Origin of the sequence: Pseudoalteromonas sp. S1650 (assembly GCF_005887195.1) — a bacterium.
Classification (GTDB): domain Bacteria; phylum Pseudomonadota; class Gammaproteobacteria; order Enterobacterales; family Alteromonadaceae; genus Pseudoalteromonas; species Pseudoalteromonas simplex.
Genome location: NZ_PNDF01000030.1, coordinates 17,159 through 32,841 on the forward strand (window position 1 = coordinate 17,159; position 15,683 = coordinate 32,841).

Here is a 15,683-nt window from a genome sequence, read left to right on the forward strand (position 1 = left end):
CACCTCACGCGATGTCAGCTTGCTCAATGAATGGGATGGTTTTATCTACTCTTAGTAAACTCATTAATTTATGTGGTTGACCTGAAACGTTCAGTAAAGAAAGCTTTTGGCCTTTTTTCTCAATTCGTTTATATAAAAATACCATGGCACCAATACCTGAGGAGTCGATGAAGGTGGTGTCACTAAAATCAAGAACCACATTAGATTGTTCACTCGTGGCTACCGTTTCGAACTGATCTTTGAAGCTATCGACTGCTAAGCCAGAGAAATCATTTGGTAAAGTGATGAATGTGGTATTTGCATCAGATTTAGTTGTATTAGTCATGATTTTCTACCTTTAAGATGGTTTGGTTAATCTTACTGTTACAACTTAAATGCCAGAATATAAGATATTGATAATTTTAAGTTTTTATTTACTTTGTGCATAATGCAATTAATTTATAGGAATTAATTTGCATTATGCAACTGATTTTGACCATAAAACTATTGGCCTTTTCCTGTAAAAACAACCATTAGCGTTTTGACAATTATTGAGCATTCTAATTTTAGCCATGCTAATGGCGTAGACATACTAAGTGAATAGGCATAATCCCAACCAATTTTACTGCGAGCATCTTCTATTGATTCGTCGTAGCCATTCATTACTTGGGCAAGACCCGAAATACCAGGTTTTACGCCATAAGTTCGTTGACAAAAATAGGGGATATTTTTTTCTAACTTTGCATAGAAAACTGGACGCTCTGGTCTTGGACCAATTAATGACATATCCCCTTTAAGAACGTTTATTAATTGCGGTAACTCATCAATACGCGTTTTTCTCATAAATCTGCCAATAGGAGTAATTCGTGGATCATCCTTACTCGCCCATACGGCACCTGATTTTAATTCAGCATCAACAACCATAGAGCGAAACTTATATACATTAAATAATTTGACAAAGTCATCTGAGCTTTCACCGACACGAAGTTGGCTAAAAATAATCGGGCCTTTAGAAGTTAATTTAATTGCGATAGCGGCAAATAAACAAATGGGCCAAACGAGAGCGATTGCAATTAATGCACCGATAACATCACAGCCACGCTTTATAACCTTCACAAGCGACTTACCAGATATCTCACAAGAAGAACGATTCACATTGTTATCCCTCACACGTCGCCAAGGGGCATTAAAGTACCCTAGCTCGTAGCGTATAATTCCATATAAAGACAGAAAATAACTGTTTAAAATATAGTTTGTTTTATCCAAAATAGGTACGCGTATTTTAATATTAAAAACACTCTTTAACAGCTCAACACCGTGTAAGCTTAAAATGCCTATGGCTAAAAACACTGCCCATGTGGTTTTCATGAATGCAGCTTCGAATAAAATACACAAGTAGATACACGCTAAGATAATCGGCATCACGCCGCGCAGTACTTTATGCGAAAAAAAGTTTAAACTCGTCCAACCAAGCTGAGGCTTTAGAAGCTGTTTTAGGGACTTAATTTGTTGCCAATTCCCTGCTCCAAGGCGGATACGACGTTTGTAGTCTTCTTGTTGTAAATCGCATTCACGCTCATAAATAACAACGTCTTCATCTAATACTGCCTTACCACCTTGTGCAAGCGCATTCATAGATAAAATAAAGTCATCATTAATAGTGTTATCATCAAGCTCTATTGCCGATGTTGAACGCATCGCAAACATGGCACCAGGCACACCAATTACTGCACCTAGCTCGGACTCAGATAGTTTTACTTGATTTTGATACTTCCAATATGCTTTTTGTGCATCTGGAGCCCTATCATCAAGTGTGTACACTCCCGTAGAAATAGCAACTTTTGGATTACTAAATTTATCGGCGACCTTATTTAAAGCATCAATGCTCAATAGCGCGCTCACGTCAGTGAACAATAAAATATCATTTTGAAATTTTGCTAACCCCATTAATGTATTTAATCCATGCACTTTACCTTTGTTCTCTTCCCTGACATGGAAAAAACATTGCACACCATGGCTCAGTAAAACACGTTGAGCCTCATAAGCTCTGTTCACCGTCGCATCTGTGCAACCATCAAAATAGACATGTATGCTGTAATGATCATTGTCATATAACAATGAGGCTAAGTTATGTAACTTTTCTGCTATGTGGTCTTGTTCGTTATACGCGCACATTAAAATACCAATATTTGGCTGATAGGTTTTAGGGTCAGACTTGCTATTTTTGTGTTTAGATTTGTGACTTTTTGCAGCCCAATTAACCATGATTGGATATCCAACATGGTGGTAAATTGCAACGAATACTAATACTAAAAATACGATACTGAAAATTGTCATCATAGCCTCCCATCACGCTAACGCTGTGTATAAATTGTCATATTGACTACTCATGGTCCGTGCATCAGCAACAGCAATAGCATGATGACGAATAGGATTTCCGTTTGGTAATTGCAAAGTACGTAATATTGCAGGGGCAATTAGCTTGTAGTTATTTGCTGCTATCAATTCCCCCTCTTTATCAGTTACAACTTCGTGAATACCACCTACATCAGATGCGACAATAGGTACTCCACATGCCATCGCTTCAATGATAGACAGGGGCAGACCTTCTCGTTTCGAATATAGACACATAACATCGATGCTAGAGTAAAAAACTCTCATGTCGTGTATGTTTCCTAAGAAATGTACTCGCGATTTTAAATCATAGCTTTCAACAGCTTTGTGGAGTAAATCTCTCTGGTCACCATCGCCTGCAAATACAAGGTGATAATTCTCAGGCAAATAAATGAGAGCATGTATTAAGTCTTTATGCCCTTTACCTTCAATTAGTCGGGCTGCACACCCGATCAACTGAACATTTTCTGGTAAGTTTAACTGCTGGCGTGCACATGATTTATCTATTGCTTTAAATTGCTCGCAATCAATACCATTTAAAATTGTCTGTTGAGGTATGATTGACGTTTTTGATTGAAACTCATTGGCTACGATGTTTGCATCTGCTACCCAATGAATATGTGTTAATAAGTTAAGAGCTCTGGTGAAAAAACGTTGCTTAATATTGTTTAAATACCAAGCATCATGAATAGTCGAAACATGGCGAATACGCTTAGTTGTTAATGAACACACAATACCAGCGTACAGTAATGGACCTATATGATGACTATGAATAATATCTATTTGCTGCTCTTTTATAAGCGCCTTTAATTTTTTTATAACCGAACCTTTAAAGCCAGGTGCTTTATTTAAACAAAAAACACTGCTTTTATAATTGCTAAGTTCCGGCCATTGTTTGATTGCTGACTCCTTATCACCTTCTAACGAGACGATGATGGTTGTTTGGCTATATTGACTATTCTTTAATAGCGTAATTGCCATTTTTTCTAGGCCGCCAACTTCTAAATGCTGTACTAAGTGCATTACCTTCATAAAGGTTCTCCTTCAATATGCTTGTTAGATGCACTGCTGTTTATAATTGGCAGGACAGTTACTACGTGTGCATTACTAAGCTTTTCAATAGTTTGAATATCTTTTAGATGGCTGTCGCAAAGTGAAGCAACAAATACACTTGCTCCACCTGTAAACATTCCAAGCACAACTCCAATCACGATTGTCATGACTAAAGAGGTATTGATTGGTTGCGTTGGGCTATAGGCGCGTTCAATTGTTTTTACTTTGTCTGGGCCTTCATATTTAACAAGTTTTCCTGTTACTTTTGCCATTTCGTATCGGCTTAACATATCTTTGTACAACGATTGTTTAACTTCGTAATCTCGTTCTAATTTTCTTAGCTGTTTTTCTACATCGCTGGTAATTAATAATCTCTCGCTTACCTCTTTTACCTGTTCTTCTAGCATTGCAAATTCTTGTTCCTGTTGAAGCAGGTTATTTTTAGCCTCTTCTAAGGCAAGCAGCTGAGAAACCAATACACTGGATTCTTTATTTTCACCCGAAGGCAAGGTATTAACCATTTGCCAAAGTTGATCTAAATTCGAGGTATCTAAATCTTCGCTTGATTCAAGTAATGACTGCTGACGCGCTTTTAAGTTTTTTAAAGTACGTGTTTTTTCAATAACTTTACTGTGCTTATCTGTATAACGAGTGCGCAGTAGACTTAATTCAGATTCTGTACGAATAATTTTTTCTTCTAACTTCCCTAGGATTGGATTAGCTTGCCCTACTTTATTTTTTAGTGCATTGAGCTTTGCTTTAGCACCAGAAAGAGCAATTAATTTCTGCTGTTTTTCCGATAATAATTTATCGAATGTTTCGCGGTTGCTATGTAAAACCGTTGGTAATGTATTGCTATTTTGGCTTTTAAATTTAGCAAGAGATTCTTCAGATACTTCTAACTCTTGGCGTAACCCTTCAAGTTGTTGAAAGAAAAATTGTTCTGACGTATCTAAAGAGGCTTTAGTTGGCGCAAGTAAGCGTTCAATAAATTTCTCTACCACTTTTTCAAGTACAGGTTTCATTTGACTTTGGTCGTGCCATATAAAGTTTATACGCACTAATTCATCGCCGATTAATGACAAAGAGAGAGCTTTAGAGAGCTTTTGATGAATTTCTTCAACTTGTTTTGGCGTTGCATCTTCTGCGATTAAATTAGTTTCCTTAGCGACAGCAATAAGTACTTTTCTGCTTATAACTAAAGTTCTAAGTGCTGCCATACGATCTGATAACTGAAATGAAAAAGACAGATCATCTAAGTACGGATTTAAAAGTGCAGATTCTTCAATCAAAATGGTTGCGTGGTTGGTATATTGTTTTTGAGCAGTCAGCCCCATGAAAATAACAACAAGAGGCACAATGCAAAACGGAATAATAAAAAGCTTAATACGCGTGTAAAGCGCATAAAGCCCTAAATATATTAATCGTTTGATCTGCTCTTTAACTAACATGGAGTTACCTATTGCTTTGCAATTTGCAAAAAAATACAGTTATATTTGCATTTTGAAAAAAATAAATTGCGATAATTTCAATTAGTTATTCTGTTGCAGATCTTGTTCCAAAAATAAAAAAAGCTGCGTTAATGCAGCTTTTAATAGATGAAGTTAACCAAGCCCTAGCTCATCACTTATTTGTAGCGCCTTAACTTGCCAACTGTGATTTTTTGCGTAATCAGCTTGAGTTTGTCGCCAATTAAGCTTTTGCTCATCGCTTATGCTAACGGCATAGTCCACACGCTCAATGAAGGCATTCATAGAGTCTGCGATCAGCACAGCCTCTTGATAGGGGCTCACTGCAGCAAAATTAGTTGAAACAATGGGGGTCCCAGTCGCTAGATACTCCTTAAGTTTAAGCGGATCGCATGCTCTAATTTGCGCGTTATCAACAAATGGGAGAATCGAGACATGCCAATGTTGAGAGAAAGTAGCAAGTTTATGGTGCTCTACTGCGGGTACATGGGACACATTGTTAAGGGATAATAATGAATCAAAGTTTTCAATAATGTTACCAATTAACATTATTTGGTATTGAGGCCGTTCAAGTGCCAGTTTTTGCAAAAGCTCTTTGTCGAGCCACGCATTTAAAGAACCATAAAAGCCAATAATCGGTTTATTTATATTACTAAGTTCAACTGCCTTCTGCTTTTTATTATTAAATAAATCAAAGTCAACACCATGAGATAACAGCTTAACTTTATGCTTTGGCATTTTGCTAGAAAGAAATTCACTTACTACATAAATGAGGTCGGCTTTAAGAATAAGCTCTCTCTCTAGTGGTTCAACCATTAAATGATCAACACCCGCTAAAGCCGAAAAGTCATCGCCACAATAATAAACAATCTTGTCTATGGGACGTAAATTAATAAGGTATATGGCAGTAGGAACACTAACCCAATAGATAATTGGTTCATTATCAACAAAAGGCTTTTTATTAAAAATCCATTTATTAAATGCTTTTACAAGCTTATTGTCATGCCAAGGTAAAATCGGCAAAGTATGATCTTTAAGTTTGCTGTGCTTGTCTGCAGATTCTTCAGTATGCCTCTTTTTCAACACTAAGGACTTTAGTTTGTAAAAAACTCTTTTTACATCAAGCAACTTTATTGTTGGCTTTCGCATACCGATTGAATTTATCCATACAATATCATGGCTTTTCGCTAATTCTTTAAAGATATGTTGAGTACTGCTTGGATGGCTTTGCCAATCTTCACCAAAAACGATAAATTTCATGACTCTGACTCCAGCTTCTTAACAACTTTTGCAGGGTTTCCAGCCACGATCGTATTTGCAGGTACATCTTTTGTAACAACACTACTTGCAGCAACTATTGCGCCCTTTCCTACTGTTACGCCAGCAAGGATTGTCGCCCCCGTTCCAACCCAAGCCCCTTGCTCTATAATGATGTCTCCGACTTGCGAATCATCATCAGGCTCACCTAAAGCGCGCCTTTGCGAGTTTAAAGGGTGGCCTGGAAAACCAGCTAAAAAAACCCGTCCAGCAAGCCTAACATCATCTTGCAGAACAATTTTACCAGCCACAGAGAATGAGTTTTGCCAACCAATATCAACATTGTTACCAATGATAAGTTGCGATTTGTTTAACCCATGACTACGACCACAAAAAGTGCTAATACCACTAATACGAGAATTATCTTGGCACGTTATATCTAGCTGCCCTAAAATTTGTGGCATACCAGAATAAAGATATAAATTACGTTTTGAACCTTTAATTTGGCTTTTAAAAATTGGCGTAAAATAGAAGATACGTAATAGTTCACTGAAAATTGTTTTAACAAGTAAATGCAGTTTGTATAGGCATGCATGGAAACCTGGTATTACAAACATTTGCGGATTGCGAATGAGTTTTGCAATTTGAAAAAGTGACTTTGCAAAAGGACTGTCACTTGATTTTAACCACTGTTTTAAATTCTCAGTCATAATGCCTTTCCTTTTGTTTATCTATAACAAGCTTTTCAAGAGCAATAGTTAACGCCAAGATGATGTATATAGGCCAAGTAAAAGCTTGAGTTAAAAAGGTTCCTGACACCATAAAGCCTATCAGCCCGCCTTTAAGTGCTTTCGCATTCACTGCTATTTTTTCATCGTTAAGCTGTTTATTTATCAAGAAAACACGGTTTAAACTTCGGTAAATACATGTGATCAGGGCAATGAATATGAACATCCCAACAATGCCTGTTTCGCCAAGTACTTGAAACCATGTACTGTGTACTGCATGATTCTTGCCATCCCAATGTGGACTATAGAAAAAATAATTCGCGACAAAATTATTTACACCTACCCCAGTCAATGGATTAGACAGCGCCATGTTAATTGCCGCATGCCAAGCATAGATACGGCCCATTGCAGACTCATCGACACCATCTTCATGAGCACCACCACTTTGTCTATCTGATATCCCTGCAAAAACAATCATCGCGAGCATTCCGACAGCACCTATACAACCAACAATGATTGGATTTTTAATTTTTTGATAGATAAAAAAGCTTAATACTGCTGCAATCCCCAGTAATCCCCCACGACTTTGAGTAGCAATAACGCCACTAATCGCAACTATTAGACAGATGAGTGCTATAAAACGTCTTATTTTATGGGCGCTACTATCAAAAACTTCAGCTGCAAGAAAAGACACTGGGAACATCATGACAAGTGATAAATCATTCGGGTCACCGAGTTGTGAGCGAAGTTCTCGCGAAATAGTCACACGAGTTCCTTCAACAAGACCGATCCCATTCATTTTATTACTTAAGGCTACAAGCGCGATGGCTGAGCCTGAAATCATAATACCAATGCGGATAACATTAAAATGTTGTAGAGAAGTCATCCACCATGAAATTGCAAACACCATTATGAGCACTTTAATCAACACACCTGACCAATACTCAAGCGCTAAACCACGGTTAGCCGCACTGAATACGCAAATAGTTAACCAAATAAACCAAGCAAAAAATATAAGGTGATTTGTATGCCAATGAGGCTTTAATTTTTGCGAAATAAATAGATGCCATGCAATCCCTAAAAGAGATGCTAATGCCAAGAGCTTAGGAATTTTTAATGGCATCAAAACAGGAAATGCTTCGTGTAGCCTAAAATAACTAAAAAGAATAAATAAGATAATAAATGCAACACTGACTTTCACTGCTGTAAACGCTGCAAAAGGAAGTAGTAATAAAGCAAAAACGGCGATAGGACCTAGTAGCGAGTAAGTCGAAATAACCAGTACGGTGACAACAATACCATTTATTACAAGTTGATTTTGCTTATAGTAATTGAGCATATTTACGCTCCTCTACCGTTTTTTTGATAACTCGTAAAATGATGCTCTTGTACTGATTAATAAATACAAAAATGTACGCTAACAGGACACCTAATTGTAGAATTAAATTGCCAGGCATAAACGAAATACCCGCTATGATCAATAAAGCAAGCCAACTAGGAGCAAGTGAAGATAGTTTAAAAGTTAGCGGAACAAATTTTTGGCTAGTTAAGTAAAAACATAACAGTTTAAAGCTCTGCATAATAATTAAAGATAAGATCGCTCCTTCTACTGCAAACATTGGCACCAGAAGATATAAAAGGCTCAGACCGACTAATGCAGTTAAAAAATTAATAATGGGTACCCAGATCCCATTCTTATGCGTATAACAACCAATATTCAAAATATCGCTATGGTGCCTAATAGCAACCACAACAATTAACAATACTAACCAGTGCTCGTTGCCGTGGTAATTATCAGGTAACACTAAATTTAAAGTGATTGGAGCAAGAACAGACATCACTACGCAAAGCGCTAAACCAACATTCAAACAGAGAATGGCTTTACTTTCGTATTCAGATTTATTGTTTTTAACTAGGCTAAAACGTTTAGCAAACCACCAAAGGCGTATAGGCTCAAACGTAAACGAAGTTAATACTGCAAACTGCGCCGCCACGTAGTAATTCGCTAACAATGTCTCATCAAAGTTTGCAACTATAAACCAATTTTCAGCGCCGTTTCCGGTATAAATAAATAAACTAGAGATAACAATAGAAATGATAAAAACAATCTGTTTCCCTTGTATTCGCCAAGAAAACTCTGAATAACTTACATTAATAACCTTTAAAATATCAAAATAGCTAATACATACAATAAGTAAACTACTCACTACCCCAGACACCATAACTCCAGTGATACTGAAACCTAAAAATAGTAAGGTAATCGTTAATGTTGTTTGGACTAAAGCATGAGAAATGCATAAATAACAATATGTTCTCGCATTATTAGTCAAGCGGTAATAAATGTACGGAATACCAATTAGCGCCGATAGTACAAGGTTAACAATTAATAGCCTTAAATCTAGAGGATCAACTTTGGCCGGTAACTGATGTGCTATTTGCTCAGAAAAAATCAAAGAACAACCTGCAAAGAGTAAACTAAATATAAAGGTTGTTATTACCGCGTCACGAAACAGAGCAAGTTTTTCAGTATGAGTATTGTACTGTTGTTTAAGTAAAAGCTCTGGTAAGCCTATTGATAAAATAAGCGAGCACAGCGCAGAAACAGTTACAAGAAAATTTAACTGACCAAACTCTACTTGACTTAGGAATCGTGTGCTAATTGGTAGCAATAAAAAGCCTAGTCCTTTTACTGATAATACTGCGACGGCAAAATAACCTATTTGTTTTAGATTACTCATAACTGTTCCTTACAAAGCTTCAACCCACTTTGATAGTTGTTTAGCCTGGTTAAATGCATTGTAGTGCTGATTAACATGTTGTTTTGCATTTTGGCCGAGTAAATAGCGTTTATGAGGTGACAACTGATGAAATTTATAAAGCATCTTGCTAATACCAGAGATACTGCTAGGCATACATTTCATGCCAACATTAGGCGTAACAATTTCATTCGCACCCATTAAAGTGGTTGTTAAAACAGGTAAACCACATGCCATTGCCTCTTTTAAAACCAGTGGCCCTGTATCTCGGTCACCATTTTTAGCAACACAAAATGGGGCAATCAAAGCTGAATAATTCACTAGGTTTTCACTTACCCAAGCATGAGGTTTTTCACCTAGAAACCTGACTGACTTTCTTACGCCAAGCTCTTCAGCCATATATATTAGGTCGTTGATCATTGGACCGTCGCCAACGATATCTAAAGTAATACCAAATTCTTTAGGCATATGTTTAAGAGCTGGTAATAAGAATTGAAGCCCTTTCTTTTCGACTAGCCTACCTATAAAAATTAACCTTACAGATTCGCTTAATGATGAAGGTGTTTGGTTAAATTTTGTAGTATCGATACCGCAGTGAAGTAATTTCACGTTACTTTTTTCGCATTTTTTAAACTGCATAGCCATTTCTTCACACACAGCGACAGAGAAATCACATAAAGCTAATTTCGAGTTTAAATCGGCACTATTCACATAAACATCATGGCCATGCCCTATCGAAGAGACAGTTATATTTGCCATTTTCGCAGCAACAATGCCATATGCTAAAGGGCCATGCATAAAATGGCAGTGCAAATGATCTATTTTGGCAACTTTAAGGTACTGAGCAATTTTGTAGCCATAGCCAATAAGAGATTGTGTAGATATCGAGCGAAACTGGATTGCAGTATTTATTGCTTTACTGAGTTTCACAACATTAAACATTGCGGGAAGTATTTTTTTAAAATCAGGCTTTTCAATCTCTTTGACCTCTATTGCACTTGATAAATTAATCAACACAGAGGTTTTTTCAAAAGTGAATACCGTCACTTTATGTCCAGCATCTAGAAGTGCATTAATTTCTGTGACAACAAATGTTTCTGATGCAACTGGGAAACTCGGAACTAAGATAGCGATGTGTTTCATAAAATGCTCCTACTAAAATATATGTAGAAACAAGGGCAATAACCATACCTGCTTTTTATGGGGTACTTTTCTCAATTTGAGACGTCAAATCTATAAATAATTGCAAAATGCAACGCACAAAAAGAAAAATCAGAGAATTATAGCCAATATCGAGCTAATAAAAGTGGCTTCTAAATTGCGTACTACAAGAATAATATGTTTAAGTTTTTGGAGTAATCTTATGTCTACTCAAGTTAGTGTAATCATCCCTAATTACAATTGTCTCAAGTATTTAGAGACATGCATAAACAGTATTTACCAACAAAATGATGTTAATTTTGAAATTATTATTGTTGATGATGGGTCTACTGACGGAAGCATAGACTACTTACAACAACTCGCTAAAACAAATAAAGAAGTACGTTTATTTACGCAAAATAGGAAAGGTGTCGTGGCAGCAAGAAACTTGGCCATCACACAAGCAAATTCAGAGTATGTTGCATTTTTAGATGCAGACGATTACTGGTCAAAAGATAAACTAGCTAAACAGTTAGCCTTTCATAACGAGCATCCAGAGTGCGTACTAAGTTTTACAGACTACATGCACTTTAATGAAAAAAATGAAGACATAATCAGCTGTTTTGACTACTGGCCTGAATTCGAAAGCAATAGAACGAACACAGAATTTCATTTGCTGAAAAATCCAATAAGTCAAATGATAACAACTAACATTGTTGGCACTTCATCTGTAATGGTTAAACGTGCCGCTTTGATTGACGTAGGCGGATTTGATCACAAATTAACAAGCGCAACAGATCTGGATTGTTGGTTAAAAATAGCTAAGCAAGGTGATGTAGCTTACAGCTCTTTGTGCGCAATGCACTACTTGATGCGAGCAAACTCAATAACTGCTAATAGAGAAAATCGATTAGCCGCAATGGTTGAAATTATACGCAGGAATCAATACGGGGTTACAAAAGGAGAATTAAAGAAAATAAAAGCACGTTTAAGTGAGTGTTATGGTGAGTTTTATAGAGAATTAGGTAATTACTCGAAAGCACTATCCTATTCAAATAAGGCATTTTGGCTATTTCCTCATAAGCGAAATTTTAAACATGTTCTTTATGATCTAAAACACTTATTGGGTGCAAGCTAATGAAAGAAACTGTATTAATAATTGATGATGATGAGGCAATTTTGCGCTCATTAAAACGACTGCTAATTAGTAACTATTCTGTAGTTTGTTACAGTGATCCCTATGCAGCTATTGAATATGCGAAACAAAATGCGCTTGACCTGGTAATTTGTGATCTATTAATGCCTTCTTTGAGTGGTTTAGCTGTACTTGAGAAAATTAAGGCAGTAAAACCTTACAGTTCGCGTATGTTATTAACTGGCTATGCAGAGATGGAAGCATCTAAGCATGCAGTCAAAGATAAAGTCGCAACAATGATTACGGCAAAGCCTTGGGATAATTTTGAATTAAGTATGTTAGTAGAGATATTGATAGAAAATAGTAAATTAAGACAACTTCACTGTTTAGATAGTTTAACTTCATAGGTAAGCGACCTGTGGTCGCTACCTTTAACGAAACTAGTATTAATATTAGTTAGCCTAATTTTCTCACTTGCAATGCAATGGTCAATAGGAAGACCTAAAACTGGTGAGCCATTAAATTGAATTTTAGAAGGCCAAGTTACATAAAATCCACTACGATCAAAGCAATTATTATCAGCTTCAATAAAATAGCGCGACCATGGAACCGTGTTAAAATCCCCTGCAATTAACCAATTCCCTCCTAAAGTTTTAATTTCGTTTTGCACTTTACTTAAAACAGAGTTGCGTTGCGTCCATAGAGTTCTATCTCTTGGTGATGGAGGATGAAAAACAAGGCTATTTAACATAATGTTATTATGCAAAAAACTAAGTTTTACATAGCCTAGTTTTGGATTATCAAAACGTTTAATTTGTTTTTGGATAATCGGAAGTTTTGAGATAACGATTATACCAAAAGGCGCGCCTTCAACTTCAGCATAACCAAACAAATGATATTCAGTGTTGAGATTATCAAGAACATGACGCTGTGTATCATTAAATTCTAATAACACCAGGATATCATTTTTCTCTTCTATCATTTGGTTATAGATAATCTGTTGTAAGTTAGGGTTACTATATTGTAGGTTTATTTGCGTAACCTTAATATCACCGACCTCCCTCTGATTAGATGAGTAAGGTTTAAAGTGCACTAAAGTCAAAATTGTACTTAAAACTAGTAAGCTTGATGCCACCTTTTTACTGTAAAAATAACATAACCCTACAGGTAAAAAGCTAACTAAAATTAACTGACCTCTTAGCGCTGCGATTAAATCCAGCATATAAGAATCTAATTGATTAAAAGCTAAAAATAAAAGAACGCCATAAAGAACCAGAATTAGTAAACGCATAGCCACCCTCCCTCTGATTACTTATAGTCCTATTTCTTAATCTTTGCTGAGATAATATTTACACAAATTTTAGTATGATGTGTTCTTTTATATGCAAAAATAAATACCCGCAGGTACTTATTTTTTAAGTTTAACACCAATTCGCTTAATTAAGTTTTATTGCGAATTGGTATAGCCGTGCTTTATTCGAAACCGTTGATCATTTTATCGCAAACAACCGGTGTTGGCCTGTGATTATCATCAACAGCTACAAACGTGAAACTACCAGAAATAGCTAAATGCTTATCGTCTTTGTGCATTGTTTCTAAAAAGATTTCAACGTCTACTTTAAGGCTAGTGTTTCCTACATGCACCACTTTAGAAATTAGCTCTGCAAATGTACCAGCTGGAATGGCTTCTTTAAAATCTACACGGTCAGACGAAATAGTTACAAGTGGCTTACGACAAAAACGTGTAGCAGCGATAAACGCGACCTCATCCATCCAAGCCAACGCATCACCGCCAAATAAGGTATTGTGGTGATTGGTGCGGCCAGGAAAAACAGTTTTTGTTACCGACGTTGTTGAGTCAGCAATACGCTTTGCAATAATAGCGTCACGATCGATTGGTTGTGTCATAGTCTCTACTTTTTATTAGCTAATGTGTCTTGCATCATTAGCGCAGGGTCAAGGCGTTCATTTTTCCAATTAAAACGCCAGTCTAAATGAGGGCCAGTTACGCGACCGGTTGCACCGATCTCGGCAATTTTATCGCCACGCTTAATTTCATCCCCTACTTTTACATCTAATTTGCTTAAATGAATATAAGTAGAGGTAACACCATGGCCGTGGTCAAGGATCAAGGTTCCACCAGAGTAATATAAGTCAGCATCAGCAAAAACAACTGTGCCGCTTACTGGTGCATACACTGGACTACCCGTTTTATTGGCAATGTCTAAACCAAAGTGCGGGCGGCGAGGCTCACCATTAAAGTAACGCTGGCTACCATAAACACCTGAAATGCGCCCCGTTGCCGGCTTATAAACAGGATCTAAAAAGTACCGTAAGTCAGAATTGACTTGCCTCGCTTTACGTACAGCAACAGCTTCACGGCTAATACGCTCAGACACTTCTTTAGGTGGCGAAACATATTTTTTTGCTACACCGGTGATTTTATCAATTTTGTAATCACGCTTAGTGATCACAATTGATTGTTCGTGGCTTACACCAGCACTATCAACCCAAGTAAGGCTATGATTTGTCTTCGCATCACGACCAAAGCCAAACACAAACTCACCATTTGTTGAAAGCTTAAGAGGCTCACCATTGAAGCTAACACTTTTAGCGCCATCAATTTGGCCTGTTACTAAACCGCCTTGAGTTAAATGTCCTTTTAATTCAACAGCACTTGCAGTTAAAGAAAACAATCCTGCAAATGCAGCTATTAGTAATCCTTTACGCATAACTGATTGACCCCTTACCAACCCCTTCGTAAGCTGTAATTTTAACTTCTGAATCAGGGTATTGGTTTTTAACTTGTGAACTTAAGTAGTCTGCAATGCACTCAACCGTAGTATCGCAAGGTAAAATGTCGCAGCGTGATTTGTCTATCGCCATTTCAAAATAGCCCTGCTGTGATGTGTAAGCAAAGCACACATCGTTCTCTTGTGCAGTTACATGCTTAAGGTCTGATTTATTGATTTCATCTTCAGCTGTTGCTAGATAAATGTCTTCCCATTTATCTGCCCACTCTTTTTGTAAGCGAGGCATAGCCATACCATCAAGGCTAATACCAATCTGAGAGCGATGACCATGAATAATACGCTGACAATTACCATCGTGCTTTTTAAGACCATGGCTGTAATGATAATAAAAACTTTGGCTATGCTCTGGGTATAAATTAATTTCAATCTTTTCAATGTTGCTAGGTAGCTCAGGCATAATTGTTTTAATTAAAAACTCGGTTACCGACTTTTCATCAATAACATCAGCATCGATTAAACAATATGCTTGGTTAGGAGCGCTCATAGCTAAGTGATAATTATCACCAAAATGACAATCTAGCACGCTGTGCTCAGCATGCTGTGTTAGTGAACCGTTTAGTGTGGCAGGCACAGCAAGTTTATGGTCGATACAGTTATCAATAATGCCCTTGATTTGCTTTTTAACTAAGCCAAAATCAAGCACCATCGACTCATCATTTAATTGACCGTGCAGAGTTAAATCCACAATCCAGCTCTCGCCAACTGCGCCGCGTTTATTACACAAGTAAGAAAAATCAATCACTGTCAGTGAGTTTACAAAAAGGATCATAAATTTCCTTTAGACTGGTTAAAGAATCACAGCAATTATAATGATTTTTACTTCACAATGCGCGGTTTTATCTCCCTTTATCAGCGACAGTTTAATTAAATGGTCATAAAACAAGCGAAAAATAGCAAATAATTAACTGCTCCGAGTTGTTTAGCGTACAAGTGTACGCTAAAGTACGGGGCAATTTCTA

15 protein-coding genes are annotated in these 15,683 nt (G+C 36.9%); 2 read left to right on the plus strand and 13 right to left on the minus strand.

What is annotated here, in order from left to right:
* Positions 1–4 precede the first annotated feature (4 nt).
* From CWB80_RS10930 to CWB80_RS10970, 9 genes are all read right to left on the minus strand, one after another.
* Positions 5–325, minus strand: a complete 321-nt coding sequence (locus CWB80_RS10930) for an STAS domain-containing protein (protein ID WP_138602248.1) — start codon at positions 323–325, stop codon at positions 5–7.
* 158 nt (positions 326–483) lie between these two features.
* A complete protein-coding gene (locus tag CWB80_RS23110; protein ID WP_349304226.1) occupies positions 484–2,319 on the minus strand; it encodes a sugar transferase in 1,836 nt (611 codons plus the stop codon).
* A gap of 9 nt (positions 2,320–2,328) precedes the next feature.
* On the minus strand, positions 2,329–3,405 hold the full coding sequence (locus CWB80_RS10940) for a glycosyltransferase (protein WP_138602246.1): 1,077 nt from the start codon (positions 3,403–3,405) through the stop codon (positions 2,329–2,331).
* Positions 3,402–4,877, minus strand: a complete 1,476-nt coding sequence (locus tag CWB80_RS10945) for a GumC family protein (protein WP_054553831.1) — start codon at positions 4,875–4,877, stop codon at positions 3,402–3,404. Before CWB80_RS10945 ends, CWB80_RS10940 begins: the two co-directional genes overlap by 4 nt.
* A 153-nt stretch (positions 4,878–5,030) precedes the next feature.
* Entirely contained in the window at positions 5,031–6,155 is a 1,125-nt protein-coding gene (locus tag CWB80_RS10950; RefSeq protein ID WP_138602244.1) for a glycosyltransferase family protein, read from the minus strand.
* Positions 6,152–6,862 (minus strand): acyltransferase, encoded by a 711-nt coding sequence (locus CWB80_RS10955; protein WP_138602242.1) that lies wholly within the window; start codon positions 6,860–6,862, stop codon positions 6,152–6,154. The genes CWB80_RS10950 and CWB80_RS10955 overlap by 4 nt, the downstream gene beginning before the upstream one ends.
* Positions 6,855–8,219 (minus strand): O-antigen ligase family protein, encoded by a 1,365-nt coding sequence (locus CWB80_RS10960; protein WP_054553828.1) that lies wholly within the window; start codon positions 8,217–8,219, stop codon positions 6,855–6,857. Before CWB80_RS10960 ends, CWB80_RS10955 begins: the two co-directional genes overlap by 8 nt.
* Complete coding sequence (locus tag CWB80_RS10965) at positions 8,203–9,618, minus strand: lipopolysaccharide biosynthesis protein (protein ID WP_138602240.1); 1,416 nt, start codon at positions 9,616–9,618, stop codon at positions 8,203–8,205. The genes CWB80_RS10960 and CWB80_RS10965 overlap by 17 nt, the downstream gene beginning before the upstream one ends.
* Before the next feature lie 9 nt (positions 9,619–9,627).
* A complete protein-coding gene (locus CWB80_RS10970; protein WP_138602239.1) occupies positions 9,628–10,779 on the minus strand; it encodes a glycosyltransferase in 1,152 nt (383 codons plus the stop codon).
* A 220-nt stretch (positions 10,780–10,999) separates the two neighbouring features.
* On the opposite strand from CWB80_RS10970, the gene CWB80_RS10975 reads away from it, so the two are divergent.
* Positions 11,000–11,914: a glycosyltransferase family 2 protein gene (locus CWB80_RS10975; protein WP_138602237.1), complete on the plus strand. Its 915-nt coding sequence runs from the start codon at positions 11,000–11,002 to the stop codon at positions 11,912–11,914.
* The gene (locus tag CWB80_RS10980; protein ID WP_054553824.1) at positions 11,914–12,318 is read left to right on the plus strand and encodes a response regulator; all 405 of its coding nucleotides are present in this window, start codon (positions 11,914–11,916) and stop codon (positions 12,316–12,318) included. Before CWB80_RS10975 ends, CWB80_RS10980 begins: the two co-directional genes overlap by 1 nt.
* On the opposite strand, the gene CWB80_RS10985 is transcribed toward CWB80_RS10980, so the two are convergent.
* The 4 genes from CWB80_RS10985 to CWB80_RS11000 all read right to left on the minus strand — a co-directional run bounded on the left by CWB80_RS10985 (position 12,291) and on the right by CWB80_RS11000 (position 15,493).
* Entirely contained in the window at positions 12,291–13,202 is a 912-nt protein-coding gene (locus CWB80_RS10985; RefSeq protein WP_138602235.1) for an endonuclease/exonuclease/phosphatase family protein, read from the minus strand. The two genes, CWB80_RS10980 and CWB80_RS10985, sit on opposite strands and share 28 nt — an antisense overlap.
* A 182-nt stretch (positions 13,203–13,384) precedes the next feature.
* Entirely contained in the window at positions 13,385–13,819 is a 435-nt protein-coding gene (locus CWB80_RS10990; protein WP_138602233.1) for an acyl-CoA thioesterase, read from the minus strand.
* 5 nt (positions 13,820–13,824) lie between these two features.
* Complete coding sequence (locus CWB80_RS10995) at positions 13,825–14,643, minus strand: M23 family metallopeptidase (protein WP_138602230.1); 819 nt, start codon at positions 14,641–14,643, stop codon at positions 13,825–13,827.
* Positions 14,636–15,493: a 6-carboxytetrahydropterin synthase gene (locus CWB80_RS11000; protein ID WP_138602228.1), complete on the minus strand. Its 858-nt coding sequence runs from the start codon at positions 15,491–15,493 to the stop codon at positions 14,636–14,638. The genes CWB80_RS10995 and CWB80_RS11000 overlap by 8 nt, the downstream gene beginning before the upstream one ends.
* Positions 15,494–15,683 lie beyond the last annotated feature (190 nt).

Coding starts and splice junctions, on each gene's coding strand:
- CWB80_RS10945 (WP_054553831.1), bottom strand. CDS start 4,877: ATGTTAGTTAAAGAGCAGATCAAACGATTAATATATTTAGGGCTTTAT.
- CWB80_RS10980 (WP_054553824.1), top strand. CDS start 11,914: ATGAAAGAAACTGTATTAATAATTGATGATGATGAGGCAATTTTGCGC.
- CWB80_RS10950 (WP_138602244.1), bottom strand. CDS start 6,155: ATGAAATTTATCGTTTTTGGTGAAGATTGGCAAAGCCATCCAAGCAGT.
- CWB80_RS23110 (WP_349304226.1), bottom strand. CDS start 2,319: ATGATGACAATTTTCAGTATCGTATTTTTAGTATTAGTATTCGTTGCA.
- CWB80_RS10960 (WP_054553828.1), bottom strand. CDS start 8,219: ATGCTCAATTACTATAAGCAAAATCAACTTGTAATAAATGGTATTGTT.
- CWB80_RS10985 (WP_138602235.1), bottom strand. CDS start 13,202: ATGCGTTTACTAATTCTGGTTCTTTATGGCGTTCTTTTATTTTTAGCT.
- CWB80_RS10995 (WP_138602230.1), bottom strand. CDS start 14,643: ATGCGTAAAGGATTACTAATAGCTGCATTTGCAGGATTGTTTTCTTTA.
- CWB80_RS10975 (WP_138602237.1), top strand. CDS start 11,000: ATGTCTACTCAAGTTAGTGTAATCATCCCTAATTACAATTGTCTCAAG.
- CWB80_RS10970 (WP_138602239.1), bottom strand. CDS start 10,779: ATGAAACACATCGCTATCTTAGTTCCGAGTTTCCCAGTTGCATCAGAA.
- CWB80_RS10955 (WP_138602242.1), bottom strand. CDS start 6,862: ATGACTGAGAATTTAAAACAGTGGTTAAAATCAAGTGACAGTCCTTTT.
- CWB80_RS10990 (WP_138602233.1), bottom strand. CDS start 13,819: ATGACACAACCAATCGATCGTGACGCTATTATTGCAAAGCGTATTGCT.
- CWB80_RS10940 (WP_138602246.1), bottom strand. CDS start 3,405: ATGAAGGTAATGCACTTAGTACAGCATTTAGAAGTTGGCGGCCTAGAA.
- CWB80_RS10965 (WP_138602240.1), bottom strand. CDS start 9,618: ATGAGTAATCTAAAACAAATAGGTTATTTTGCCGTCGCAGTATTATCA.
- CWB80_RS11000 (WP_138602228.1), bottom strand. CDS start 15,493: ATGATCCTTTTTGTAAACTCACTGACAGTGATTGATTTTTCTTACTTG.
- CWB80_RS10930 (WP_138602248.1), bottom strand. CDS start 325: ATGACTAATACAACTAAATCTGATGCAAATACCACATTCATCACTTTA.